This window comes from Aquicoccus porphyridii, from assembly GCF_008369105.1.
In the GTDB taxonomy this organism is placed as follows: domain Bacteria; phylum Pseudomonadota; class Alphaproteobacteria; order Rhodobacterales; family Rhodobacteraceae; genus Aquicoccus; species Aquicoccus porphyridii.
In genome coordinates this window covers 442,084-467,045 of sequence record NZ_VINQ01000001.1, presented here as the reverse complement: position 1 = coordinate 467,045, position 24,962 = coordinate 442,084, and the positions used below count along the sequence as shown (strand labels likewise).

The window sequence follows — 24,962 nt, the reverse complement described above, 5'->3', positions numbered from 1 at the left end:
CAGGGATGGGCTTTGACGCCGAAACACTGAAATATGATGATCGGGGACTGGTCCCGACGATCGCACAGGATGCGGCCACGGGCGAGATCCTGATGATGGCGTGGATGAACGCGGAATCGGTGCGCCGCACGCTTGAGAGCGGCAAGGTAACCTATTGGAGCCGATCGCGGCAGAGCTTTTGGGTCAAGGGTGAAACCAGCGGCCATGTGCAGAAACTGGTGGAAATGCGCATTGATTGCGACCGCGATTGCCTGCTGGTCCTGGTCGATCAGGCCGGTCCGGCCTGCCACACCAACCGGCGCAGTTGTTTCTACACCGCCGTGCGGGACGGCCGGGAAGTCGAGCTCATGAAGCCGGTTGATGATCACACGCCATAGGTGGCGTTTGTGGCGGAGAGACAGCCCGCCATTCTGCCTATTTTGTGCCCTGCAATTCGATGCGACAAATCTTGTAAAACCTAATAAAATAGCACCTTTGTGGGTGGTTTGGCTTTGCGGCCTTGTGCAATCTTATGCGACCGGTTACATCTATTATGTGGGGTAAGATGTGGGAGCACAAGAATGCCGAAGGTCGCGCAGGAACTATCAGCACTTGAGGTCAAGAACCTGGCCCATCCGGGCGGCAAACGAAATGTCTTGTATTCGGTCGGCGGCGTGGCGGGGCTACATATGCAGATCACGCCGCATGGCGGGCGCTCTTGGGTTTTGCGCGTCAAGGTGGGTGAGAAGCGCCGCGACCTTGGCTTGGGCGGTTTTCCGACTGTTACGCTGTCACAGGCGCGCGACAAGGCGCGTGAGGCCCGCGACAAGATTGAACGCGGCATTGATCCGGTCGAGGAACGAAAGGCCGCCAAGGCCCAACTGGTCGCGGCCCAGCGTCGTGGCCTGACTTTCGCCGACGCGGTGGACAAGGCTCTTGCCGCCAAGCTCGACGCCTTCAGGAACGCCAAACATCGCCAGCAATGGGAAACCACCCTTGCCACCTACGCCACGCCTGAATTGGGCAAGATGCTTGTGCAGGATATCGACACGCAAGACGTGTTGCGCGTGTTGCAGCCGATCTGGGCGACGAAAACCGAAACCGCGTCCCGCGTCCCGCGTTCGAGGCCGAATCGAGGCGGTTTTGAGCTGGGCAACGGTTTCGGGACACCGCAAGGGTGACAACCCGGCGCGATGGGCAGGTAACCTGAAAGAGTTGTTGCCAGCCCCTGCTAAGATAGCCAAGGAAGCTAACCACCCCGCCGTGCAGATCGACGACGCCCCGCGATGGTTTGCGGCGTTGAAGGCGCGGGAAGGGCTTGGCGCGCGGGCGCTGGAATTTCTGGCGCTTTGCGGTCTGCGTTCGAGCGAGGTGCGCAGCCTGACATGGGATGATGTGGACAAGGACAAGGCGCTTGTCGTCATCCCGGCTGACCGGATGAAGGCGGGCAAGGAACATCGCGTGCCGCTATCGCCCGAGGCGCTGGCGCTGTTGGACGCCTTGCCCCGCTTCGAGGACAACCCGCTTGTCTTCCCGGCCCCGCGCGGTGGTATGTTGTCCGACATGACCTTGAGCGCGACCATGAAACGGCTTCATGAGGCTGATCTGGAGCAGGGTGGCGAAGGCTTTATCGACCGCGTGTCGAAGCGTCGCGCCGTGCCGCATGGCCTGCGCAGCACGTTTCGTGACTGGGTGGCAGAGCGCACGAGCTACCCCGGTGACATGGCAGAGGTTGCGCTGGCCCATAAGATCAGCAACGCGGTAGAGGCAAGCTATCGACGGGGCGACATGATCGAGAAGCGTCGGCGCATGATGGCTGATTGGGCCGATTTCATGTGCGGCAATGCTGAAGGTGGAAAAGTGGTGATGATGAGATGAGCGACTCCAAGACCTCGGTGCGCAAAACAATCGTTGAAAAGGTGAAAGTCCTTCACTCGTCACCCGGTGATACATTTTTCCCAGATTTCTTGTTTCAGAATGGCGAGAAACCAACTGACGTTTGGCAGATTTTTACTACTACTCGCACAGGTTTGTTGCCCAGCAAAACTGGAATACATACTTGTTACAGTGAAGAGGAAGCCAGCGCACTTGCAGCAAAATATCCTGTTGGCAGCGAGCTACCAGATTCTCAAGGTGTTGAGGAATATAAGATGGATTTGGTGCGCGCGATCATGGAATCGGATTTTCCGTTCGGGGTCTGCGCCGGAGATGAGGAATCTCCACTTGCGTTTGATGTTCTCGGAGATTCGGGAATCTATCGTGGACGATATGGAACGCTGTCACAGAAGGTCATTGACTTTCTGGGTAAGCAACGCACTGGTAAGCTCAAAAACCGCTTTGGGGAGAATTGGCATGTTGCCGCAGCATTTGAGTATTGTTGGCTGAAATTTCCGCATTCGTCACCCGCCTTTGTAGCTGCATCTTATCAGTATCACTACTACATAACCAACGATGACTTTTCGGCAGGTTATCATTGGCGTGACCTCGAAGTTTTGGTGCACGGTGTAGAGGCGGAAGCCACAAAGGCAATAGAAACCCGCAAGAAGGCAGGTGTATCTGGAAGTCGAAAGTCTGCGCAGTCGCGTGAAGATCGTAGGAACGCGCTCATGACAGCGATGGAGGATGTCGCAAGACGCAATCCGCAAATTGCCCAGTTAGGCGAAAAGGCACTCGTCCAACTCGCGACGGCAGAAGCAACCGAATCCGACCCTGCATTGTGGCGGCAAGGCAAAGGCCAAGTGATGGAGTATCTGGGTGAAATCCGACGCGGGGAGGCAGGGAAAGACCTGCAAGCCAAATATAGAGCGCTATTTCCAGCCAAACCGCCTAAGCGGATTGGTTAGTTTTATCAGGCTGCTTAGGCTAGAGCCGGTTTTTGTTGATCCGCCTAAGCAACTGATTTTGAATGTTCATTGACGCGATAGATGGCATGATGATGCACCCCATAGCGAAACTATGGAGGCGCATATGCCCGAAACATATCTATCAGACCGCCAGCTTGGCGCGCGTTATTCGGTTCATTATTTGACCCCACGGCGCTGGGCGAATGAAGACCCGACATTCCCCAAACCCGTTAAGCTAAGCCCCGGCTGCACCCGCTGGAGGTTGTCCGAGATCGAGGCTTGGGAAGCTGCGAAAGCCGAACCCGAGCCGAAGCCCTGACGCGGGCGCGAAACGATCAAGGACAGGTTTGCACATGGCAAAGCGCCCCAATCCGCGCGCTATCAAGGCGGCACGCACCTACACGATAGAAGAAGCGGCCCAAACCCTTGGCGTGACCACTGGCACGATCCGTAGTTGGGTGAAATCCGGCCTGCCCCTTATGAGGTCACGGCGGCCCTTCCTGATTCTTGGCGATGACCTGCGCGGTTTCCTTGAAGACCGGGCGAAGCGGCGGAAAGCGCCGTTGCAGCCGGATCAGCTCCGTTGCTTTACCTGCAAGGTCGGACGCACCCCGATGGGGCTGATGGTCGATTGCATCCCTCAAACCCCGAAAACCGCGCGCCTACTGGGTCTGTGCGAGGTCTGTGGGGGCACCTGTAATCTCATGATCAGCCAGACCAAGATCGACCATTACAGCCAGATTTTCGAGGTCGCCATCAAAGAGGGGCGATGAGCCTAAAGGATACCACGGAACCCCTCTTGAAACATCACTTCGGAAAGGATGAACAATGGCACGGAAATTCAACGAAGAAAACGAGCGGATCAAGCGCCGCTACCTGCAATTCCTGCGTGAAGCCAAACGCAGCGACATGGCGACGGTGGACAAGGCCGCCTATGCCATCCTTCGCTTTGAACGCAGCACCGGCTTCAAGCCGTTCAAGCGGTTTCATATCGAACAGGCTGTCGCCTTCAAGCACCGACTGTCGAGCGAGAAGAGCGCCCGCACCGGCGCGCCGCTGGCCAAGGCCACGGTCGATAGCACCCTGCGCATGGTCAAGGCGTTCATTCACTGGCTGGCGGGGCAACCGGGCTACAAGTCGCGTATCGCCTATGCCGATGCCGAGTATTTCAACCTGAACGCCAAGGACGCCCGCATTGCCCACACCGCCCGCGAAACGCTCTATCCGACGCCCGAGCAATGTCGCCATGCCTTCGCGCAGATGCCCAGCGCCACGCCATTGCAGCGCCGTGACAAGGCGCTCTTTGCCTTCCTGATGCTGACCGGCGCGCGGGATGGGGCGGTTGCGTCCATGCGCCTGAAGCACATCAATTTGGTGCAGGGTTGCGTTAATCAGGATGCCCGCGACGTGAATACCAAATTCGCCAAGACCTTCATCACTTGGTTTTTCCCAGTTGATGACGCCTACCTGCAAACCTTCAGCGATTGGATGGACTATCTGCGCCAAGACGAACTGTTTGGCCCGAATGACGCCCTTTTTCCCAAGCCCAAGATGGGGCTGAAAGACGGTGCATTTGCCGCGCTGGGCCTGTCGCGGGACACCTACAGCAACGCGGGCAAGTTGCGCGCGGTGATCAAAGATGCCTTCACCAGCTCAGGCTTGTCCCCCTATGCCCCGCACAGCTTCCGCAAGATGCTGGGCCTATTGGCGAATGATCATTGCAAAACGCCGGAACAATTCAAGGCATGGTCCATGAACCTGGGCCATGAAAGCATTGCCATCACGTTGAGTGCATATTGCCCCGTGTCGCCGTCGCGGCAGGGGGAACTGATCCGAAGTATGGCTTAGAGGTTGCCCTTTGTTGCGGCACCTGCTTTGCCTAGTGTCGTGTCAGCAAGGGGAACGCCGTGTCAGTTATAACCGATTTCATTTCCCGCGTGCAGGCGATCTACAAGACCGGCAACGCGACCGAACATTCCTATCGTTCCGCCTTTGAGGCACTGTTCGAGGCGCTGGGCGATGAGGTGCGCGCCCTGAACGAACCCAAGCGGGTGAAATGCGGCGCGCCCGATTTCATCGTGACCCAAGGCGATATCGTGATCGGCCATGTCGAGGCCAAGGACCTGCATATCGGCCTGCGTGGCATGAAGGACGCGAACAAGAATCAGCAGGACCGTTACCGCGCCGCCCTGTCCAACCTGATCTACACCAATGCGCTGGATTGGGATTTCTACCGTGATGGCGATCTGGTGGCGTCAGTGAGTATTGCCGATTTCGTCATGGGCATTCAGCCCAAGCCCGACCAATACGAAACGCTCGAAAACCTCTTGCGCGACTTCATCGCCCAGCGCCCCCAGACGATCACGTCACCCCGCGAACTGGCCACGCGGATGGCGGGCAAGGCCAATCTGATCAAGGACGTTCTGGGCAACACACTGCGCGAGGATGCGGACCTGCAAACCGAACTGGCCGCGCAATACCATGCGTTCAAGGAAAACCTAATTCACGACATCACGCCAGAGGATTTCGCGGATATCTACGCCGAGACGGTCGCCTATGGCATGTTCGCGGCACGCCTGCATGACCCGACCCCGGACACGTTCAGCCGCCAAGAGGCGTTGGAACTCCTGCCCAAATCCAACCCCTTCCTGCGCAGCCTGTTCACATATGTGGCGGGCTATGATCTTGATGACCGGATCGCATGGATCATTGACGATTTGGCCCGCGTGTTCCGCGCTTGCCATGTGGACAAGCTGATGGAGGGGTTCGGCAAGCTGACCGGGCAGAATGACCCCTTCCTGCATTTCTATGAAACCTTCCTTGCCGCCTATAACCCCACCAAACGTAAGGCGCGGGGCGTCTGGTATACGCCCGAACCGGTGGTCAATTTCATCGTGCGGGCGGTCGATGAGGTGCTGCAATCCGAATTCGGTCTGCCCGATGGTCTGGCCGACACGTCCAAGGTCACGCTGGACTGGGACACGGGGCAAACCGACGCCAAGGGCAAAGCGGTCACGATCAAGAAAGAGGTTCACCGGGTCCAGATACTTGATCCCGCGACCGGCACTGGCACCTTTCTGGCTGAGGTGATCAAGCAGATCGCCCCCAAGGTGCAGGGCGTCGCCCCCGGCATGTGGTCGCAATATATTGAGGATGACCTGATCCCGCGCCTGCACGGGTTCGAGTTGCTGATGGCCTCTTATGCCATGTGCCACATGAAGCTGGACATGATCCTGACCGAACTGGGCTATCGGCCTACCAAGGAACCGCCGCGCCTGTCCGTTTATCTGACCAATAGCCTGGAAGAGGGCGAACCGGCCAATCAGCAATTGCCGTTTTCCCAATGGCTGAGCCGAGAGGCAAAAGGCGCGAACACCATCAAGCGCGACATGCCCATCATGTGTGTGATCGGCAACCCTCCCTATCTGGGCGAGGGCGGCGTGTCAGAGGGCTGGATCGGCAACCTGATGGACGATTACAAGAAAGAGCCGGGCGGCAAGGTGAAGCTGAAAGAGCGTAACCCCAAATGGCTCAATGACCTCTACGTAAAATTCATTCGCCTGTCGTCGCACCTCATTGAGAAGAACGGCGAGGGCGTGCTGGGCTTCATCACCAATCACGGCTATCTCGACAACCCGACATTCCGGGGGATGCGCTGGCACCTGCTCAATACCTTTGACCGGATTTGGGTGCTTGATCTGCACGGCAACACTAAAAAGAAAGAGGTCACGCCAGAGGGCAAACCCGACAAGAACGTATTCGACATTCAACAGGGCGTGTCGATAATCATCGCCGTGAAGAAGGACGGCGGCAAGGGGTTGGCCGAGGTGATGCATGGGGATTTGTGGGGCGCGCGACAGGCAAAGTATGACGCGTTGGAAGCGGTCAGCCTAACCGAGCCGGTGTTCGAGAAGCTGGAAAGCCCAGCACCGCAATATCCCTTTGTGCGAAGGGATTTCGAAGTTCAGGAGAAATATGAGGAAGGTTTCTCAATACGCACTTTCTTCACCGTCGGAACACTTGGTTTTCAAACACACCGAGATGGGTTTGCAATCGACGAAACAAAATCAATCTTAGAGTTGCGCCTTGCAAATATGCGTGACCAGGCGATTTCCGATGCAAAGTTTGCGGAGGTATTTTCAGTCAACGACAATCGTGACTGGAAGATTGAGCGCGCGCGTCAACTCGCCAGAGAAACGCAGGACAAAGATGTCTTGAGGCTTTGCGCCTACCGCCCTTTTGATAATCGGTGGGCTATCCTCAGTGAGATAGCGATGGATTACCCTAGACCTGAGTTTAATTCGCACATTACAGATAGAGAAAACCTGACTCTAACGGTGCCGAGACAGATTGCCTTTATCGGCTATCGACATGCATTTTTGACTGATCTACCCGCTGAAAGCTGTCTTATTTCGAATAGAACCAAAGAAGGCAACGTGAATTTTCCACTATATCAATATGAAAGCATCGACCAAACCCGCCGGGTGAATTTTGACCCTAAGCTTTACGCAAAACTGCAAAAGCTGGCTAAACACCCCACACACGGCACCCCGGATGAGGTGCAGGTGTTCGATTATATCTACGGCGTGCTGCATTGCCCCGCCTATCGCGACACCTATGCTGAGTTTCTGAAAATCGACTTCCCCCGCATCCCTTGGCCCTCCAGCCCGGATGAATTCTGGGATATCTCGGCCAAGGGCACCCAGTTGCGTAAGCTGCACCTGATGGACGCCGCCACCATCGGCCCGACCCCCTATCCCTTCACCGGCGAGGGTGACAACGTGGTGGACAAGCCACGCTATGACGCGGGCCGCGTCTGGATCAACAAGACCCAGTATTTCGCGGACGTGCCCGAGGTGTCATGGGGCTTCTACATCGGCGGCTATCAGCCCGCGCAAAAATGGCTCAAGGACCGTAAGGGGCGCGAGTTGTCCTTTGACGATGTGAAGCACTATCAGAAGATCATCAAAATCCTGTCCGAAACCGACCGGATCATGCAGACGATCACGATGGATTTGGGCGGGAGTGCAGACACGAGCGAGGGAGGTTGAGCATGTGGAAATGGATCATCTGCTTGGTTCTGGTCGGCATAACCGGCTTTATCGGCTACGCAGGGTATCACAGCTATCAGAAAGGCTATTTCAATCTGCCGGAATTCAGTGAGACTTCTTACGCGCTTTCATTTCGAAACGGATTTCGAGGTATTGTGGTCGATCCCGAAGTAAGCAACCCGTTGGAATCTTCACCACGGTTCTTTCGGCGGTTAAATCTGGCCAATCCTGAACGGCGGTATTTTACCCTTGCCTTCGATGTGCCCTCCTGGTTCGAAAAGACTTGGTCATTCTGCCACCCGCCCACAGACGAAGAACGTGCCGTAATTGAAAGAGACATGCCCGACGAGGTGAAGCGCGAAATCATCGGTGGACGGCTCGACGGTGTCTGCAAGATCGAAGTCGATGGTGAAAGCATATGGCGAGGATTGATCTATTCCGTGCCCAAGCAATAGGTCGAGGGTCTTGGATGCGACCCCGCTCCATCGTCGCGGTTAGATGCAGACCATCACGATGGATTTGAGATCGAACCCAGCTAGAAAATGCAAGACGTGAAAGGAAGAAACAGACATGTTGTTTACCAAAATTGGCCGTATCATCGCTTTTTCTATTGTGGCTTTTGGCCTTCTGACAGTTGCTATGGGAGTTTACGTTTCGGTCATTTCTGAAAACATGGAAGTTAATCAGTTACTATCGAAAAGATATTTGGGTAGCAGCATTAATAGCGGCGAGCACATCGACAAGGGCATATTCCGTGTTCTGATCGGAGTGGCATTTGGCATTGCCACCGATGTCAGTCAGAGGCTGGAAACGTTGAGCACTCGGGCATGAGGGCTGTTCAAACTTAGATAGGACTTTCGGCATGATCCGTTTTTTCATTCTCGCGTTGGCGCTGATATCCACCACGCCAGCCTTTGCACAGAGCTTCTCATGCCGGATCGGCACTCGCCCTGCCTGCCTCGATTATGGCGACACGGTGTGTTCCTCGACGGGCAAATGCGTGGATGCGAACGCGGCCTGTTTCGACACCTACCAATGCAATTACGAAGGCTTCACCTGCCGCTCGAACGTCACCGAATGCGTCGAAGAACACGACGACCTTTTGCGCAAGCACAACAAATTGGTCCGCGACTACAATGACCTTCTAGAACGTAACAACGAACTGGTCAGTGATTACAACGCCCTTCTGGAACGTAACAACGAACTGGTCAGTGATTACAACGCCCTTCTGGAACGGTCAAAACGCGCTCAATCCTTAGCCGAAGACACGGAGCGCTGCGTCCGGTGGGCTACGACACTGAACGATGCGCAAAGCTGTTACTGATCCAGAGGCCCAAAGCTGCAATCAGAACATACCGCCGCATCTGTTTACCAGCTGATTCAATACCGGGACACCTTGGCATTTATCGACGCCGTATTTGGTGCAGACCTATAGCGACATGATATGCCCAGTGCTCGTGGTATGTTTGTAAATCAGGGTTTGCAGGTTAGCATAGGTGATTGTGCACAGGAATAGAGGCGAATAGCATGGCAAAAGTTGAAGAAGCCGAAGCCGACCAACTGGGGGTAAAGTTAAGCGGATCGCCTCAACGCGGCCAAAAGGTCGAGCTCGCCTGGAAAAACGCGCTTGGTAAGATATTCGGAACCTCTGACGACATGCAGGCTGAGGTTCTGCTGAGCCATTGCCTGAAGCCCCTGAAGGCGGATGAGGCCAGCGACGATCATCCCGGCAATGATGAGCGGATATTCATGCTGTCCATCATCCGCGACATGGCCCCGCGCGATGCGATTGAACGCATGCTGGCGGTGCAGATGGCCGCAACCCATGTTGCGACGATCCGGTCATCCCGATGGCTGGCCCATGCCGAGACCATCCCGCAAGTGCAGGCGCACTACACCGGTTTCAACAAGCTGGCCCGGACCTTCACGGCCCAGGTCGAAGCGCTGCGAAAGTATCGCACCGGCGGCAAGCAAACGGTGGTGGTGCAGCGCATGGATGTTTCAGACGGCGGGCAGGCAATCGTTGGCAACGTGCAGCACGGGGGGAGGGCCAGCGATGAAGGATGACGACAACCCCATGAGCAAGGCACACGCGGCCCCCAGATGCACTGCAAACTCCAAGCGGACAGGCGAGCAGTGCAAAGCCCCCGCCGTCAAGGGCTGGTCGGTTTGCCACTTTCACGGCGCAGGCGGTGGACATGGCGCAGGCCCTTCGCATCCGTCATGGCGACACGGCATGCGGTCGCGGGAATGGACCGAGGCGCGGGCCGAGATAAATTCATTGGTGCGGGAAACCAGAAAGATCGAGCGTATGCTTTCAGGTGGCGAGGCGAGTTGACAGGGCGGGCGACCCCGGGGGGTTACAAAAGTCCGGCTGTGTCGATCCCTGCCCGGCAGGGGTAGGTTCTCGCCTATATGCCAATACTGCGACAAAGGGTCAGACCCGCGCCATGACCTCACCTAGCGTTTTTTCTATGTGGGGCTCTATGTGGGGTAAATTACCTTTAAGGGCATTTTTACCTTTATAATCAAGGCCAAATGGCGGAGAGACAGGGATTCGAACCCTGGGACCCCGTGAAGGGTCAACGGTTTTCGAGACCGCCCCGTTCGACCACTCCGGCACCTCTCCGCGGGGGTCTGTGGGGCCGTTTAATCGGCTTTGTCGGGCGGATCAAGGGGCGTTTTGCATTGTGTCGCGAGGGTTTTGCCCTAGGTTTCAGGCAGAGGCGACGGGAACCAGCAGGTGGCGGTCATGGATCAATGGAGCAGGGGTTTTGCACGTTTGGCGCGGCTCGGGGTTTTTTCGGGCCTGTTGCTTCTTGTCGCGGTAATGCGTCCGGCGCAGGCCGATGATCGCGACAGGCTTGAAGCGTTTTTGAATGTCACTGGTTTTGATGTTGCGCTCGACTCGATTGCATTGATGGCGTCGGACGCTCCGGACATGGTGGGGATACGGGCCGAAGAGTTCGGGTATCGCTGGAAAGAGGTCACAGAAGAAGTATTCGACAGGGCCAGGATGCACGGAATGGCGTTGGAAATCCTGGCGGGCACGTTGGACGACGACCTCTTGGATCACGCGGTTGAATTCTATGCCACGCCATTGGGGCAGCGGCTGGTCGAGGCCGAGAACCGTGTTCACATGGAGGAGGACGATACCGCGAAACGCGAAGAGGGTGCGCGAATCGTGGCCGCGCTGAGGGAAGAGGGTAGCCCGCGTATCGGATACTTCGAGCGGATGAACGCGGCGATCGACGCTTCGGACAGCGCGGTGCGGGCCATTCTGGAAATCCAGTTCCGGTTTTTGATGGCGGCGAGCGAGTCGGGTGTGATCGACGGGCCGCTGGATGCCGGCGCCTTGCGGGCGCTGCTTTGGGAAAACGAGGACGAAATGCGTGATCGGATGGCAGCCTCGACGCTGGCCAATTCGGCCTATGCCTATCGTGATTTCTCCGATGAGGATATACGCGCCTATACCCGTGCGCTGGAAGCGCCGCCGATGCAACGGGTATACGAGTTGATGAACGCGATTCAGTGGGAAATCATGGCCAACCGGTTCGAGGCGCTGGCAATCGCATTGGGAACGCTGGATCGGGGAGAGGAATTGTAATGACGCATGCGTTGATCCGTTCGACCGTTGCCGTGGTATTGGTTCTGGTTCTTGCGCTGCGCGCGGCAGGAGACGAGGCCGAGGACCGGATCGTGTTGAACCAGGCGCTTGGACTGGGTCCGCTTCTGGAGATCATGCAGGCGGAAGGCGAGGAATTCGGCGCCGGGTTGGGGCAGAATTTCCTGCCCGGTGGCGGCGGGGCTGCATGGCAGAGGGTCGTGACGCGCATCTATGACCCGGAAAAGATGAGCCAGGTGGTGGAGCGCGGCTTGCGGGCGGAGCTTGAGGCGCGTCATTTGCCGGACCTGCTTGAATTCTTTCACTCGGCGCGCGGCAAGCGGATTGTCGAGCACGAAATTGCGGCGCGGCGGGCGTTTCTTGACTCCGCGATAGAGGATGCGGCCAAGGCGGCCTATCGGGAGGCGAAAGAAAGCGAGAGTGGCGGCCAGCAACAGGACCGGCGGCTTGCGCTGATCCGCTCTTATGTCGAGGCCAATGATCTGATCGGGTTCAATGTTGCCGGGGCGTTGAATTCGAATCTGCGCTTTTATCAGGGTATGGTCGAGGGCGGCGGGCTCGACATGAGCGATGCCGAAATGGTGGACGAGGTTTGGGCCCAGGAAGAAGAGACGCGCGCGGATACCGAGGAATGGATGATGTCCTATCTGATGCTGGCCTATTCGGATCTTTCGGATGCGGATGTATCGGCTTATGCGACATTTTCCGAAACCCCGGCGGGCCATGCGCTGAATCGGGCGCTTTTCGCCGGTTTCGACCGGATGTACGGCGATATCTCCTATGCCTTGGGATTGGCCCTGGCGGCCCAGATGAAGGGTGAAGACCTGTGAGTTCTATCGTTGGATACCCGAATCGGTTGACGGGTGCCGGGTGTGGTGACAATCGCGGAAAATAGCCGCCGCAGCCTCTTGACTTGCGCCACGTGATTGAAGATAAGCCGTCATCCGGGCGCGGGGTAACCTGTGGCCCGGCTCTTATATTAATGACGCCTGTGAGGGCGCGCTGTCCGAGGTGGGGCCATGCCCCGATAACGCCCGCTTTGGGGACCAAAGGACGCGAAAGCAAAAGGAAAGCGAGCCATGTTCGCGGTAATCAAGACCGGCGGCAAGCAATACAAGGTCCAGTCCGGCGACACGCTCCGAGTGGAAAAACTGGCTGCCGATGCCGGTGAAACGGTTCAATTCAACGACGTGCTGATGCTGGGCGGTGACAAGACCGTGGTCGGTGCGCCGCTGGTGGATGGTGCGGCCGTGCAGGCCGAGGTGGTTGACCAGGTCAAGGGCGACAAGGTCATTCACTTTGTGCGCCGCCGACGCAAGCATAGCTCCAAGCGGACCAAGGGGCACCGCCAGAAGCTGACCCTGCTCAAGATCACCGAGATCCTTGAGAGCGGTGGCGACAAGACCGGGGTCAAGGCCGCATTGGGCGCGGGATCGGTCGGGGCGGTGGCTGTGGCCGCAGCTGACGCCGAGAAGCCCGCCAAGAAGGCGAAGGCCAAGGCAGAGACGGCGAAACCCGCCGCTGCATCGGGCGCTGGCGATGATCTCAAGGTGCTTTCGGGGGTTGGCCCCGCGCTTGAGAAGAAGTTGCATGAGGCCGGGGTAACCAGTTTTGCCCAGATCGCCGCATGGACCGAGGCGGATATCGCTGCTATGGACGAGAAACTCAGCTTCAAGGGCCGCATTGAGCGCGAAGGCTGGGTTGAACAGGCCAAGAAACTGGCCAAATAAGACGGCAAAGGAGAAAGCGATATGGCACACAAGAAAGCAGGCGGTTCGTCCCGCAACGGTCGCGATTCTGCTGGACGTCGTCTTGGCGTCAAGAAATTCGGTGGTGAAAACGTGATTGCTGGCAACATCATCATGCGCCAGCGCGGCACCAAGATGTGGCCGGGCGAAGGCGTGGGCATGGGCAAGGATCACACGATCTTTGCCACGGTTGACGGACACGTGCAGTTTCACAAGGGCCTCAAGGGCCGCACCTTCATTTCGGTGCTCCCGGCGATGGAGGCCGCAGAATAAGCCGACCTTAAGGTTACGAGAGTAAGGGGATCGGCATGAAAGGCCGGTCCCCTTTCTCGTTCAAGGGTTTGCATTGTGGCGACGTGCATCCCCCGTGAGGAGGAAGGCGGGTAGGATGGCAAGGATGTCGGGCAATGCCCCGGGGGTGCGTTTTCGGAGGAGTAGCAGCGCATGAAGTTGGAAAAAGTGATCAATCAGCCGGTGATCGAGACGGATCGGTTCGACCTGCGCCCATTGCGGGTGTCGGACAAGGGGCTGATCGAGCTTTATGCGGGCGACGAACGCGTGGCACGCAATACCACGTCGATTCCGCATCCCCTGCCGCCGGGTACGATCGAGGATTTCATTCGCCGGGCGCAATCCGAGGGTCGGGTGGAGGATGTCTGGGCAATGGATGCCACAAAGATCGGCGGGCACGAGTTAATGGGGCTGGTCGGGCTGACCCGGATGGATCGCAACCAGTCGGAAATCGGCTATTGGGTGGCGCCCGTATTCTGGAACACCGGCATAGCACAGGAGGCAGTTGCCGCGATTCTGGCCGCCAACCCGCTGGACAGCAAGACGATTTTTGCCAGCGTCTTTCAGGACAACCCGGCCTCGGCCCGGGTGTTGACCAACCAGGGGTTCGAGTATCTGGGCGACGCCGAAACCTATTCGGTGGCGCGCGGCGCGACGGTGCCCACCTGGACATACAGTTTGAAACGCAGTTGAGCCGTCACCGGCCTTTGCGTAAGAGGATGACATGAAGTTTCTTGATCTCGCAAAGGTTCATATCCGATCCGGTTCGGGCGGCAATGGCTGTATCAGCTTTCGCCGTGAGAAATACATCGAGTTCGGCGGCCCGGATGGCGGCGATGGCGGTGGTGGCGGCGATGTATGGGTCGAGGCCGTGGACGGGCTCAACACCCTGATCGACTTTCGCTATCAGCAGCATTTCTTTGCCGATAACGGGCGCCCCGGAATGGGGCGCCAGCGCACCGGCGCGGATGGCAAGGATATCGTGCTGCGCGTGCCGGTGGGGACCGAGATCCTCGACGAGGATCAGGAAACGCTGATCGCCGATGTCACCGAGGTGGGACAGAGAATTCTGTTGGCCAAGGGGGGTAATGGGGGCTGGGGCAACCTGCATTTCAAGACCTCGACCAACCAGGCCCCGCGCCGCGCCAACCCGGGGCAGGAGGGCGTCGAGCGCACCCTTTGGCTGCGCCTGAAACTCATTGCCGATGCCGGGCTTCTGGGATTGCCCAATGCGGGCAAATCCACCTTTCTGGCCGCGACGTCGAACGCACGCCCCAAGATCGCGGATTATCCCTTTACCACGCTGCATCCCAATCTTGGCGTGGTGGGCGTGGACGGGGTCGAGTTCGTGATTGCCGACATCCCGGGGCTGATCGCGGGGGCGCATGAGGGGCGCGGGATCGGTGACCGGTTCCTTGGTCATGTCGAGCGGTGTTCGGTGCTGTTGCACTTGGTCGACGGCACATCCGAGACGGTGGTCGAGGATTACCGCACCATCATTCAGGAGCTTGATGCCTATGGTGGTCATCTGGCCGAGAAGCCGCGCGTGACCGCGCTCAACAAGGTTGACGCTCTGGACGATGAGAAACGGGCCGAGGTGAAAGCCGCGCTTGAGGTCGAGGTCGGGCGCCGGGTTCTGATGATGTCGGGTGTGTCGGGCGAAGGGCTGACCGAAGCACTGCGCGCGTTGCGCGCGGAGATCGACGAGGATCGGTTGCGGCACAAAGAGGCATCATCCGAGGAGCGCGAGACGTGGCAACCCTGAGCGAGGCGCGGCGCGTTGTCGTCAAGATCGGCTCGGCGCTTCTGGTTGATCGCGCGGGCGGGGGCCTCAGGTCCGACTGGCTGCGCGGACTGGCCGAGGACGTGGCGGGATTGAAGGCGCAGGGCAAGGATGTGATCCTTGTCTCTTCGGGGTCGATCGCCCTGGGGCGTGGCGTGTTGGGCTTGCCTGCGTGTGAACTGTCACTCGAACAGAGTCAGGCCGCGGCGGCGGTGGGGCAGATCCGTTTGGCGCGCGCCTACGAAGAAGGGTTGGCGCCGCACGGGATCACCACGGCGCAGATTCTTGTCACCCTAGAAGATTCAACGAACCGGCGGCGCTATCTCAATTCGCGGGCGACGATGGAGCAGCTTCTGAAGCTTGGTGTCGTGCCGATCGTGAATGAGAATGATACGGTTGCCACCGACGAGATCCGATATGGCGACAACGATCGGCTGGCCGCGCAGGTGGCGGTGACAGTGGGGGCGGATGTCCTGGTTCTCTTGTCGGACGTGGACGGGTTTTATGACGCCAATCCCGGCGAAACGCCGGGTGCCAGGCGATTTGACCTGATCGAGCGCATCACGCCGGAGATCGAGGCGATGGCGGGCGACGTCGGGTCGGGCCTGTCCAAGGGGGGTATGAAGACCAAGTTGATAGCTGCCAAAACCGCGACCGCCGCGGGATGCGCCATGGTGATCACGCAAGGTTTGCAATCCAACCCTTTGAAATCACTAGAATCTGGGGCAGCCGCAACATGGTTTCAGGCGTATGGAGACCCGCAGGCGGCACGCAAGCGCTGGATCGCGTCGATGAAGCCACGCGGCGTTGTCGTGGTGGATGAGGGTGCCGCGAAGGCCTTGACCCGCGGAACCAGCCTTTTGCCCGCCGGTGTGGCGCGCGTCGAAGGGGCATTCGGACGGGGCGACCCGGTAGAGATTCTTGATCTGGAGGGTCACAAGCTGGGTCAGGGGCTCAGTCGCTACACCGCGGACGAGGCGGTCAGGATCGCCGGCCGTCGCAGTGACGAGATCGAGTTGTTGCTGGGCTATCCCGGTCGGGCGGCACTGATCCATCGCGATGATATGGTGCTGTGAGCGGAAGCGAGAACTGTGAAACAGGGAATGTCGAGATGACAGATACAAGCGATATCGCGGTCATGATGGCCGATCTGGGTAAGCAGGCAAAGGCGGCTGCCGCCGAACTGGCCTGCGCCAGCGCCGAGATGAAAGAGGCGGCGTTGAATGCCGCGGCTGATTCTGTCTGGGCGCGACGGGCCGAGATCATCGCGGCCAATGCCGAGGACGTGGACCATGGTCGTGAAAAGGGCCTCACCGCTGCGATGATGGACCGGCTGATGCTGGACGAGACGCGTATCAAGGCGATGGTCGAGGGATTGCGCGCCGTGGCCGCACAGCCCGATCCGGTGGGTGAAGTGATGGCCGAGTGGGACCGGCCCACTGGTCTGCATATACGCCGCGTGCGCACGCCCCTGGGGGTTGTTGGCGTGATCTACGAGAGTCGGCCCAACGTGACCGCCGATGCCGGTGCGCTGTGTCTCAAATCGGGGAATGCGGTGATCCTTCGTGGCGGGTCCGAGAGTTTTCATTCGGCCCGGGCGATTCATCGCTGTTTGATCGAGGGGTTGGCACAGGCAGGTTTGCCGGAAACCGCCATACAACTCGTCCCGACGCAAGATCGAGCCGCTGTGAGCGAATTGCTGCGAATGACCGAATATGTTGACGTGATCGTGCCGCGCGGTGGCAAGGGCCTCGTCGGGTTGGTGCAGCGCGAAGCACGGGTGCCGGTCTTTGCCCATCTGGAAGGTATCGTGCACATCTATCTTGATGCGGCGGCCGACCCGGTCAAGGCGCTCGACGTGGTGATCAACGCCAAGACGCGGCGCACGGGGATATGCGGGGCGGCCGAGTGTCTTTTGATACATGAAGGTATTCGCGACACCATTGGGCAAGGCGTGATCAAGGCCCTGATTGACAAGGGCGTGCGCGTTCATGCGGATGAGGCTCTTTCGGTCATCAAGGGGACCACGCCCGCGACCGAAGAGGATTGGGGGCGAGAGTATCTCGACATGGACATCGCGGCGCGGGTGGTGCCGGATATCGACGCGGCGATTGCGCATATCCGATGCTACGGCTCGAACCATACCGATTGCATCCTCACCGAGGACGATGACGCGGCGGCGCGGTTCTTTGAAAGGCTGGATTCAGCCATCCTGATGCGCAACGCCTCGACCCAGTTCGCGGATGGTGGCGAGTTCGGCATGGGGGCCGAGATCGGGATCGCGACGGGCAAGATGCATGCGCGCGGGCCGGTGGGTGCGGCGCAGTTGACCAGTTTCAAATACCTGGTCGATGGTGATGGGACGGTGCGGGCCTGAGGGTCAGAAGCTGAGGGTCAGGGCGTCATCGGATTGCTCGATACGTGCAGTTTTTCCCGCTTCTGCAAGACAAAGCGGCAAGAGCGCGTATTGGACATGGGCCGGGCGCAGCCCAGTAGGGATATTGCCGTCAAGCGCGGTGCGGGCGTCGGGGGTGAGCGCGATACGCGGGCCTGTCGCGGTAAGTGCCCAGGCACCGGCATGGCCCGTCACCGTGATCAGGCCGCCCTGCGGCAGTGCGGTTTCGAGGCAGAGCATGGCAAGATAGATGGCCTGAACCTCGGCGCGGGGCACATCGCCGGTGCCTTGCCAGTCGGCCTTGTGCCGTCCTTCGCCATAGATGCCGTCGATCACGGCGCCGATTTCGGGCGCGCCGATCATCTGTTCGGCCGAGGTCATGCCAAAGGCGACGCGAAAGAACTTGATCCTTGCGCTGGCATTGTCGACGCTGTCCGAGATGAGGCGCAGTTCGGGCGTGGCGATGGGACCGCCCATGGCGATCAGTTCGAGGCCGTTGTGAATGGCGCCGACCGGGCTAATCAGATCGTGGCAAATACGCGATCCGACCAATGCGGCAAGGGTGAGATCAGGATGGGGCATGGACAACTCCGAAAGGGCGAAAAATGAATGATCTCAACGCGATGCTTGAACCTGGAATGCTGGTGCGGCATCCCGAGCGGCCCGATTGGGGGCTGGGGCAGGTGCAATCGAATATCGCGGGCAAGATCACGGTCAATTTCCCCGAGGCTGGCAAGGTGGTGATCGAGGGCGCGCGCGTGGCGCTGGTTCCCGTCTTTGATGACGGATGAAGGTTATCTAAAGGTTAACAGAGATTGAGTCGCCTTGCGAAGTGGCGGGAGGATGCCTAGAACCGCGCGGCGGGGAATGGGTAGATGGGTGAATGGCTGAACCGGAGTTCGAAGTAAGACTGGCGCGGAGCGCTGCGGATCTGGTGGCTGCGCAGCGGTTGCGGTATTGCGTTTTCGTTGAGGAACTGGGGGGGGACGGGGCGCTGGTCGATCATGTCAATCGGCTTGAGCGGGACCGGTTTGACCCGTTTTGCGACCACATGTTGTTGATCGACCGGACCAAAAACCCAGATCGTGTGGTTGGTGTCTATCGCCTGATGCGGCAGGCGCATGCGCAGGAGGCTGGCGCCTTCTATTCCGAGGACGAATATGACCTCGGGCCGCTCAAGGCAAGCGGGCGAAAGCTGCTTGAGCTGGGGCGGTCGTGCCTGTTGCCGGAATATCGTGGCGGGGCGGCGCTGTTTCATCTCTGGAGCGGGTTGGGGGTCTATGTCGACACCCATGGGATCGAGATTCTCTTTGGCGTGGCCAGTTTTCATGGCACCGATGTCGAGGCGCTGGCGCAACCGCTTTCCCTTTTGCATTACAATCACTTGGCCCCTGAAGAGATACGCGTTCGCGCGCGTGATTTCCAGCCGATGAACCTCATGCCCGAGGCGGCGGTCGACCGGCGGGCGGCGATGGTGCAGGTGCCCGCGCTGATCAAGGCCTATCTGCGGCTTGGCGGGGTGGTCGGCGAGGGGGCGTTCGTGGATCGCGCGTTCAACACCACCGATGTCTGCCTGATCATGGATACCGCCCGGATGAATACGCAGCGTGCGCGGCTTTATGGGCGAGGGAGCGCGCTGTGACCACCTGGGACCCGACGCAGGAGCCACCGCAGGTCAGGATCGGGCCGGTGGGTGTTTTTCTCGTGTTGTTCCGGGGGGTTATCCTTGCAAGCCTGATCTTTGGCGGGCTTGGCTTCTTGCTGCTTGTGCGGCTTGTGGAGCGGCCGTTGCACGGCGTGCAGCGACCATGGACCCCCTGGATCGTGCAGGGCGTCTGTGCCATGGCGCTGATCGTGCTGGGAATCCGCTATCATGTCGAGGGCGAGCGGATGCAGGCGCGCGGGGCCGTGGTCTCTAACCACGTGTCATGGCTAGATATTTTTGTGCTGAACGCGCGCAAGCGGGTCTATTTCGTGTCCAAGGCGGAGGTGGCGCGCTGGCCCGCGATCGGGTGGATGGCGCGGGCGGTGGGGACGGTGTTCATCAACCGTGATCCACGGCAGGCGAAGACGCAGCAGGCGCTGTTCGAGGACCGGTTGCTGGCCGGGCACCGATTGCTGTTCTTCCCGGAGGGCACATCGACCGACGGGAAGCAGGTTTTGTCTTTTAAATCAACGCTTTTCGAGGCGTTCTTCAGTGAAAGACTCGAGCATGACCTTCATATCCAGCCGGTCACATTGGCCTATCATGTGCCGCGCGGGCAGGATGATCGGTTCTATGGCTGGTGGGGCGAGATGGCATTCGGTCCGCACCTGGCCCGGGTGATGTCGGTCGGTCGGCCGGGCGCGGTAACGGTAAAATATCACAAACCCTTGAGAGTGGACGATTTTCCGCACCGCAAGGCGCTGGCGGCGGCCTGTGAAGAGGTGGTGCGCTCGGGGCTCGTTGATCACCGGGGGACCTGCGCGGCCGGGTGATGGCCGCCGCGATGCGCATATTCCCGGATGGAATGGTTAACGACGGGGCTGGTCGCCGAATCGGGGGGGTGACTCCCGGCTGCTGCCCGGCTGACATGCGCGCACCCCCGGATGCGGGAAACCGGGGATGGGCCATGGTTAACGCAGCGCGCGGTCAGCCGCCCTGCAACGGTGCGAGAAGCGCGGACAAGGCGGCCACGGGATCGTCTGCGAGCCAGATCTCGTCGCCGATGGCGAAGAAGTCGGTGACCGGGGCGAGGCTGGCCACGAGACCGGGATCGAGCGCGCCCTCGGCGACGACCGGGACCTCGATCATCTCGGACCACCATTCGAAAATCTCGCGCCCGGCGGTGGTGCCGTCACCGAGCGGCGTGTCGCCGACCGGGCCGAAACTCACGTAATCGGCGCCCATCTCGCCCGCGGTCATGCCGTCATGGCGCGAGGCGGCGCAATAGGTGCCGACGATGGCCTCGTCGCCGAGCGCCTTGCGCGCCTTGCGCACCGAACGCACCCCGTCGGTGAGATGCACCCCGTCAAGCCCCAGCCGTTCGACCAGCAGGATGTGACGTTCGATCACCAGCGCCACGTCGCGGGCGATCGTCACCTCGCGCACCGCGTCGGCGGCGCGGCAGAGCGTGTCTTCGTCATGCGAGGAGAGCGCGAGGCGCAGGCAGGCGACCTCCTGCGCGTCGAGCAGGCGGGCCAGCGTGTCGGGAAAGCGTGAAAGCTCGATCTCGGGGGGGGAGACGAGATAGATTTGCGGCTGCTCGGACTGGGCCATGGCGCGTCTCCTGACGATGGGGTTCGGATTGCTATAGCGTGGGAAATCGCGCGGGTGCAAGCGTTTGGCCCCGGACCCCGGGGTTGGCGCGTGGCCGGGGCGGTCGAGTGAGTATTTTTCCCAAGAAAGAGCAGCGGGGGTTTCATCGGGCGGGGGCGTGGTTTATCCGGCGACTGGTCATATCGAGGAGAGCCGATGCCGAGCGAGACCCCGCAACCCGCCTTTGTGCTTGTGCGCCCGCAGATGGGCGAGAATATCGGCGCCGCGGCGCGGGCGATGTGGAATTTCGGGCTGGACCGGATGCGGGTGGTGGCGCCGCGCGACGGCTGGCCCAGCGAGAAGGCGGTGGCAATGGCCAGCGGCGCGGGGCGGCTTCTGGACGAGGCGCGGCTTTACGATGACCTGGCCGGGGCACTCGATGATTGCACCTATGTCTATGCCACGACAGCGCGACCGCGCGAGTTGACCAAGCCGGTGCTGAGCCCGGAGCGCGCGATGGAAGGGGCGCGCGCGCGGATCGCGGAGGGCGAGCGGGTGGCGGTTCTTTTTGGCCCCGAGCGGGCGGGGCTCGAGAACGAGGACGTGGCGCGGGCCAACGCGATTATCTCGGTGCCGGTGAACCCGGCGTTTCCGTCGCTCAACCTTGCGCAATGCGTGTTGCTCACGGGATACGAGTGGCAGCGCACGGGGGGCGGCGTGGTGCACGTGGCGGATGTGCTGCGCGGGGATTGGGCAACCGGGCGCGAGATCGAGGCGCTGGCGGCGCATTACGAGGAGCGGCTCGAGGAGGCGGGGTTTTTCTTTCCCGAGACCAAGGCCGAGGGGATGAAGATCAACCTGCGCAACCTGTGGAGCCGGATGCGGTTGAGCCGGGCGGATGTGCAGATGCTGCACGGAATCATGCGGCAAATGGTACGCTGGAAGAGCCGTTGAAGCCGCGCGCGGGGCGGCATAGGTTGGGCGCGGTTGCGGCGGAGGCAGGCGATGGCTGAGAAACGGTCGATATTCGAGGATGTTGGCAAGGATGAGGCGCGGGTGCGCAAGCCCGGCGGCGGCATGATCGACGCCAAACGGCGCGGTGCGCGCGGTGCGGTGCGCGCGTGGCTCATGCTGCTCTTTGCGCTGGTGGTGATCATGATCGCGGTGGGCGGATTGACCCGGCTCACCGATAGCGGGTTGAGCATCACCGAATGGCGGCCGGTGACCGGGGCGCTGCCGCCGATGAGCGAGGTCGAGTGGCAGGCGGAGTTCGAGAAATACAAGGCAATCCCCCAGTTCGAGCTGCAACACAGCTGGATGGAGCTGGATGATTTCAAGACCATCTATTGGTGGGAATGGGGGCATCGGCAGCTCGGTCGGGTGATCGGTCTCGTCTGGGCCGTGGGGCTGTTGGCGTTCTGGGCGACGCGGCGGATTCCGCCGGGATGGGGCGGGCGGTTGGTCCTTGTCGGGGCCATGGGGGCCGTGCAGGGCGCCGTCGGCTGGTGGATGGTGGCCAGCGGGTTGAGCGGGACGATGACCGCGGTGGCGAGTTACCGGCTGGCGGTGCATCTGGGGCTCGCGTTCGTGATCCTCGGGTTCATCGCGTGGTACGTGATGCTGCTGGCGCGCGAGGAGCGTGACCTGATGCAGGCGCGGCGGGTGCGCGAGGGGCGGCTTTTCTCGCTTGGCACGGGGTGGATGCATGTCGCGTTCTTGCAGATCCTGCTGGGCGCGCTGGTGGCGGGGATCGACGCGGGGCGCAGCTTTACCGACTGGCCGTTGATGGGCGGGCAGGTGGTGCCGCCGGATGCCTTTGGCCTCACCCCGGTGTGGCGCAACTTTTTTGAGAATGCGGGGCTGGTGCAGTTTATTCACCGAGGTGTGGGGTATCTGTTGCTGGTCTTCACGGTGATGGCGTGGCTGCGCGGGCGGCGCAGTGCGAACCCGGCGACGCGGCGCGCGTTTTCGTTGGCCGCGGTGGCGGTGCTGGCGCAGGTTGTGCTGGGGGTGGTGACGGTGGTGACCATCGTGCCGTGGCAGCTGGCGATCCTGCATCAATTTGGCGCGGTGGTGGTCTGGGTTCTGATCCTGCGGGCGCGGTTCGCGGCGCAGTATCCGGTGACCGTTTCAATCAGGGGATAGGGTGATGAATGCATATGACGCGCTGATGGCGCATCAGCGCCAGACCGAGGCGCTGGCGCAGGTGGCCGGGCGGCTGGCATGGGACCAGGAGACGGTGATGCCGCGTGGTGCGGCCGAACAGCGCGCCGAGGAGAGCGCGGCGTTGCAGGCGGTGCTGCATGCGCGGCGGAGCGATCCGCGCCTCGGTGAGTGGCTGGCGGCGGTGGACGAGGGTGCGCTCGATGCCGAGGCGCGGGCCAACCTGCGCCTGATCCGGCGGTCGTTCGAGCGGGTGAGCCGGGTGCCCGAGGCGTTGGCCACAGCGCTGGCGCGACTGACCAGCCGGGCGCAAGGGCAATGGGCCGAGGCGCGCGGCAACGAGGATGTGGCGGCGTTCGTGCCGGTGCTCGAAGAGATCGTGGCGCTCAAGCGCGAGAAGGGTGCGGCACTGGCGGATGGTGGCGATGTCTATGACGCGCTGCTCGACGATTACGAGCCGGAGGCGAAGGCAGCGGAGTTGCAGGCCATGTTCGACGCGCTGCGCCCGCGGCTGGTCGCGCTGCGCGAGGCGGCGCTGGCCGAGGCGCCGCCCGCGGGGGTGACGGGCACGTTCGACGAGCAGGCGCAGATGAAGCTCGCGCGCAAGCTCGCACGGGTGTTCGGCTATGACATGACGCGCGGGCGGATCGACAAGGCGGTGCATCCGTTTTCATCGGGCTCGTTCAACGATGTGCGGATCACCACGCGGACAAGCCCGACCGATCCGTTCAACTGTCTCTACTCGACCATCCACGAGACCGGGCATGCCTGTTACGAGCAGAATATCGACCAGGCGCATGGCTTTACGCCGCTGGGGCAGGGCGTGTCGATGGGCGTGCACGAAAGCCAGAGCCGGATCTATGAGAATCAGCTGGGCCGGAGCCGGGCCTTTACCGGCTGGCTTTATAGCGAGATGCGCGATGCGTTCGGCGATTTCGGGATCGCCGATGAAGACGCGTTTTACCGGGCGGTCAACCGGCTTCATAACGGGTTCATCCGCACCGAGGCGGACGAGGTGCAGTATAACCTGCATGTGATGCTGCGGTTCGATCTCGAGCGGCAGATGATCGCGGGTGAGCTGGCGGTCAGTGACCTTGAAGAGGCGTGGAATGCGCGGTTCGAGGCGGATTTCGGATTTGCCGTGGACCGGCCTTCGAACGGGTGTTTGCAGGATGTGCATTGGTCGGTGGGGCTTTTCGGTTATTTCCCGACCTATAGCCTTGGCAATGTCTATGCCGGGTGCCTGCACGCGGCGCTGCGCGCGGCGTTGCCCGATCTCGACCTGCATCTGGCGCGGGGCGATCTCGCCCCGGCGACGGATTGGTTGCGTGATAATGTGCAGCGCCACGGCGGGCTCTATCGTCCGCGCGAGGTGATCGAGAAGGCCACCGGGGGCGAGGTGAGCGAGGCACCGCTTCTGGATTATGTCGAGGCGAAGTTCGGCGCGATCTACGGGTTGTGAAGCGGTTGGGCGGGGAGACAGCCGACCCTACAGAAGTGCCATCCGCTCGGCCCGCTCCGGGTCGGGGAAGGGGCGGTAGAGGCCGAATTCCTCTTGCGCGATGAGGGTGTTGACCGCGCTATAGAGCGTCGCGACATGGTCATCATGACTTCCCGAGAGGCGAAAGGCGCGGTCGAGCTGGGCGAGGTCGGCCACCTCGATATGCAGGATGAAATCACGATGCGAATCCGAGGCGAGATTGAGCTTGCGCCGGAAGAGGCGCCAGTGCCCGATCACCCCTTCGGCTTGCAGGAATCCCATCCATTCGGACACGGCATGGGCAAAGGCCAGCGCCTTGGCATCATTGGCGAGGTCGATGGAGCAGGTATAGAGGTTCATCGCGTT

30 protein-coding genes and 1 tRNA gene are annotated in these 24,962 nt (G+C 60.5%); 26 read left to right on the top strand and 5 right to left on the bottom strand.

The features are described from left to right. Positions 1 to 5: 5 nt before the first annotated feature. The 7 genes from hisI to FLO80_RS02300 all read left to right on the top strand — a co-directional run bounded on the left by hisI (position 6) and on the right by FLO80_RS02300 (position 4,670). Positions 6 to 377, top strand: a complete 372-nt coding sequence (gene hisI / locus FLO80_RS02325) for a phosphoribosyl-AMP cyclohydrolase (RefSeq protein ID WP_111361951.1) — start codon at positions 6 to 8, stop codon at positions 375 to 377. Between the two features lie 183 nt (positions 378 to 560). Beyond that, complete coding sequence (locus tag FLO80_RS23460) at positions 561 to 1,160, top strand: tyrosine-type recombinase/integrase (RefSeq protein WP_342781697.1); 600 nt, start codon at positions 561 to 563, stop codon at positions 1,158 to 1,160. Further along, the gene (locus tag FLO80_RS23455) at positions 1,123 to 1,857 is read left to right on the top strand and encodes a tyrosine-type recombinase/integrase (RefSeq protein WP_439328700.1); all 735 of its coding nucleotides are present in this window, start codon (positions 1,123 to 1,125) and stop codon (positions 1,855 to 1,857) included. The genes FLO80_RS23460 and FLO80_RS23455 overlap by 38 nt, the downstream gene beginning before the upstream one ends. After that, positions 1,854 to 2,822 (top strand): hypothetical protein, encoded by a 969-nt coding sequence (locus tag FLO80_RS02315; RefSeq protein WP_111361952.1) that lies wholly within the window; start codon positions 1,854 to 1,856, stop codon positions 2,820 to 2,822. The genes FLO80_RS23455 and FLO80_RS02315 overlap by 4 nt, the downstream gene beginning before the upstream one ends. Positions 2,823 to 2,934: 112 nt before the next feature. Beyond that, positions 2,935 to 3,141, top strand: a complete 207-nt coding sequence (locus tag FLO80_RS23505; protein WP_111361953.1) for a helix-turn-helix transcriptional regulator — start codon at positions 2,935 to 2,937, stop codon at positions 3,139 to 3,141. A gap of 34 nt (positions 3,142 to 3,175) precedes the next feature. Continuing rightward, positions 3,176 to 3,595 (top strand): helix-turn-helix domain-containing protein, encoded by a 420-nt coding sequence (locus FLO80_RS02305; protein WP_111361954.1) that lies wholly within the window; start codon positions 3,176 to 3,178, stop codon positions 3,593 to 3,595. A gap of 136 nt (positions 3,596 to 3,731) precedes the next feature. After that, positions 3,732 to 4,670 (top strand): tyrosine-type recombinase/integrase, encoded by a 939-nt coding sequence (locus FLO80_RS02300; RefSeq protein ID WP_246156521.1) that lies wholly within the window; start codon positions 3,732 to 3,734, stop codon positions 4,668 to 4,670. Between the two features lie 62 nt (positions 4,671 to 4,732). On the opposite strand, the gene FLO80_RS23135 is transcribed toward FLO80_RS02300, so the two are convergent. Continuing rightward, complete coding sequence (locus tag FLO80_RS23135; protein WP_246156520.1) at positions 4,733 to 4,930, bottom strand: hypothetical protein; 198 nt, start codon at positions 4,928 to 4,930, stop codon at positions 4,733 to 4,735. Positions 4,931 to 4,966: 36 nt separating this feature from the next. Between FLO80_RS23135 and FLO80_RS02295 the strand changes: the two genes are divergently transcribed. The 5 genes from FLO80_RS02295 to FLO80_RS02275 all read left to right on the top strand — a co-directional run bounded on the left by FLO80_RS02295 (position 4,967) and on the right by FLO80_RS02275 (position 9,940). Beyond that, entirely contained in the window at positions 4,967 to 7,873 is a 2,907-nt protein-coding gene (locus FLO80_RS02295; RefSeq protein WP_246156519.1) for a type ISP restriction/modification enzyme, read from the top strand. A 2-nt stretch (positions 7,874 to 7,875) separates the two neighbouring features. Then, a complete protein-coding gene (locus FLO80_RS02290) occupies positions 7,876 to 8,328 on the top strand; it encodes a hypothetical protein (protein ID WP_111361957.1) in 453 nt (150 codons plus the stop codon). 115 nt (positions 8,329 to 8,443) lie between these two features. Further along, positions 8,444 to 8,704 (top strand): hypothetical protein, encoded by a 261-nt coding sequence (locus tag FLO80_RS02285; RefSeq protein WP_111361958.1) that lies wholly within the window; start codon positions 8,444 to 8,446, stop codon positions 8,702 to 8,704. Between the two features lie 31 nt (positions 8,705 to 8,735). Beyond that, the gene (locus FLO80_RS02280; RefSeq protein WP_111361959.1) at positions 8,736 to 9,197 is read left to right on the top strand and encodes a hypothetical protein; all 462 of its coding nucleotides are present in this window, start codon (positions 8,736 to 8,738) and stop codon (positions 9,195 to 9,197) included. 203 nt (positions 9,198 to 9,400) lie between these two features. Then, positions 9,401 to 9,940 (top strand): hypothetical protein, encoded by a 540-nt coding sequence (locus tag FLO80_RS02275; protein ID WP_111361960.1) that lies wholly within the window; start codon positions 9,401 to 9,403, stop codon positions 9,938 to 9,940. A gap of 472 nt (positions 9,941 to 10,412) precedes the next feature. On the opposite strand, the gene FLO80_RS02270 is transcribed toward FLO80_RS02275, so the two are convergent. Continuing rightward, a tRNA-Ser gene (locus tag FLO80_RS02270) sits at positions 10,413 to 10,502 on the bottom strand. A gap of 123 nt (positions 10,503 to 10,625) precedes the next feature. On the opposite strand from FLO80_RS02270, the gene FLO80_RS02265 reads away from it, so the two are divergent. The 8 genes from FLO80_RS02265 to FLO80_RS02230 all read left to right on the top strand — a co-directional run bounded on the left by FLO80_RS02265 (position 10,626) and on the right by FLO80_RS02230 (position 17,697). After that, on the top strand, positions 10,626 to 11,480 hold the full coding sequence (locus FLO80_RS02265) for a DUF2059 domain-containing protein (protein ID WP_111361961.1): 855 nt from the start codon (positions 10,626 to 10,628) through the stop codon (positions 11,478 to 11,480). Next, positions 11,480 to 12,328, top strand: coding sequence for a DUF2059 domain-containing protein (locus FLO80_RS02260; RefSeq protein ID WP_111361962.1), 849 nt, complete (start codon positions 11,480 to 11,482; stop codon positions 12,326 to 12,328). The genes FLO80_RS02265 and FLO80_RS02260 overlap by 1 nt, the downstream gene beginning before the upstream one ends. A 249-nt stretch (positions 12,329 to 12,577) precedes the next feature. After that, complete coding sequence (locus FLO80_RS02255; protein WP_111361963.1) at positions 12,578 to 13,228, top strand: 50S ribosomal protein L21; 651 nt, start codon at positions 12,578 to 12,580, stop codon at positions 13,226 to 13,228. A 21-nt stretch (positions 13,229 to 13,249) separates the two neighbouring features. Then, on the top strand, positions 13,250 to 13,519 hold the full coding sequence (gene rpmA, locus FLO80_RS02250) for a 50S ribosomal protein L27 (RefSeq protein WP_111361964.1): 270 nt from the start codon (positions 13,250 to 13,252) through the stop codon (positions 13,517 to 13,519). 171 nt (positions 13,520 to 13,690) lie between these two features. Then, positions 13,691 to 14,230: a GNAT family N-acetyltransferase gene (locus FLO80_RS02245; protein ID WP_111361965.1), complete on the top strand. Its 540-nt coding sequence runs from the start codon at positions 13,691 to 13,693 to the stop codon at positions 14,228 to 14,230. A gap of 31 nt (positions 14,231 to 14,261) precedes the next feature. Beyond that, positions 14,262 to 15,302, top strand: a complete 1,041-nt coding sequence (gene obgE / locus FLO80_RS02240; protein ID WP_111361966.1) for a GTPase ObgE — start codon at positions 14,262 to 14,264, stop codon at positions 15,300 to 15,302. Beyond that, positions 15,290 to 16,396, top strand: a complete 1,107-nt coding sequence (gene proB, locus FLO80_RS02235) for a glutamate 5-kinase (RefSeq protein WP_111361967.1) — start codon at positions 15,290 to 15,292, stop codon at positions 16,394 to 16,396. Before obgE ends, proB begins: the two co-directional genes overlap by 13 nt. 35 nt (positions 16,397 to 16,431) lie before the next feature. After that, positions 16,432 to 17,697, top strand: a complete 1,266-nt coding sequence (locus FLO80_RS02230; protein ID WP_111361968.1) for a glutamate-5-semialdehyde dehydrogenase — start codon at positions 16,432 to 16,434, stop codon at positions 17,695 to 17,697. Between the two features lie 3 nt (positions 17,698 to 17,700). Here the strand turns inward: FLO80_RS02230 and FLO80_RS02225 are convergent, their stop codons facing one another. Then, entirely contained in the window at positions 17,701 to 18,297 is a 597-nt protein-coding gene (locus FLO80_RS02225; protein ID WP_111361969.1) for a histidine phosphotransferase family protein, read from the bottom strand. A 23-nt stretch (positions 18,298 to 18,320) separates the two neighbouring features. Here FLO80_RS02225 and FLO80_RS02220 point away from each other — a divergent pair, with 23 nt between their 5' ends. From FLO80_RS02220 to olsA, 3 genes are all read left to right on the top strand, one after another. Beyond that, on the top strand, positions 18,321 to 18,506 hold the full coding sequence (locus FLO80_RS02220) for a DUF3553 domain-containing protein (protein WP_111361970.1): 186 nt from the start codon (positions 18,321 to 18,323) through the stop codon (positions 18,504 to 18,506). Positions 18,507 to 18,598: 92 nt separating this feature from the next. Next, positions 18,599 to 19,357 carry an L-ornithine N(alpha)-acyltransferase gene (gene olsB, locus FLO80_RS02215; protein ID WP_111361971.1) on the top strand — a complete coding sequence of 253 codons (759 nt, stop codon included), beginning with the start codon at positions 18,599 to 18,601 and terminating at the stop codon, positions 19,355 to 19,357. After that, positions 19,354 to 20,193, top strand: a complete 840-nt coding sequence (gene olsA, locus FLO80_RS02210) for a lyso-ornithine lipid O-acyltransferase (RefSeq protein WP_111361972.1) — start codon at positions 19,354 to 19,356, stop codon at positions 20,191 to 20,193. Before olsB ends, olsA begins: the two co-directional genes overlap by 4 nt. Positions 20,194 to 20,347: 154 nt before the next feature. Here the strand turns inward: olsA and FLO80_RS02205 are convergent, their stop codons facing one another. Next, entirely contained in the window at positions 20,348 to 20,974 is a 627-nt protein-coding gene (locus FLO80_RS02205; protein ID WP_111361973.1) for a thiamine phosphate synthase, read from the bottom strand. Positions 20,975 to 21,169: 195 nt separating this feature from the next. On the opposite strand from FLO80_RS02205, the gene FLO80_RS02200 reads away from it, so the two are divergent. The 3 genes from FLO80_RS02200 to FLO80_RS02190 are packed head-to-tail and all read left to right on the top strand — an operon-like array spanning position 21,170 to position 24,578. After that, positions 21,170 to 21,907 carry an RNA methyltransferase gene (locus FLO80_RS02200; RefSeq protein ID WP_111361974.1) on the top strand — a complete coding sequence of 246 codons (738 nt, stop codon included), beginning with the start codon at positions 21,170 to 21,172 and terminating at the stop codon, positions 21,905 to 21,907. A gap of 51 nt (positions 21,908 to 21,958) precedes the next feature. Next, on the top strand, positions 21,959 to 23,098 hold the full coding sequence (ctaA, locus tag FLO80_RS02195) for a heme A synthase (RefSeq protein WP_111361975.1): 1,140 nt from the start codon (positions 21,959 to 21,961) through the stop codon (positions 23,096 to 23,098). 4 nt (positions 23,099 to 23,102) lie between these two features. After that, positions 23,103 to 24,578, top strand: a complete 1,476-nt coding sequence (locus tag FLO80_RS02190; RefSeq protein WP_188078191.1) for a carboxypeptidase M32 — start codon at positions 23,103 to 23,105, stop codon at positions 24,576 to 24,578. A 27-nt stretch (positions 24,579 to 24,605) separates the two neighbouring features. Here FLO80_RS02190 and FLO80_RS02185 read toward each other — a convergent pair whose 3' ends face one another. After that, positions 24,606 to 24,956, bottom strand: a complete 351-nt coding sequence (locus tag FLO80_RS02185) for a DUF6614 family protein (RefSeq protein WP_111361977.1) — start codon at positions 24,954 to 24,956, stop codon at positions 24,606 to 24,608. Positions 24,957 to 24,962: the final 6 nt, after the last annotated feature.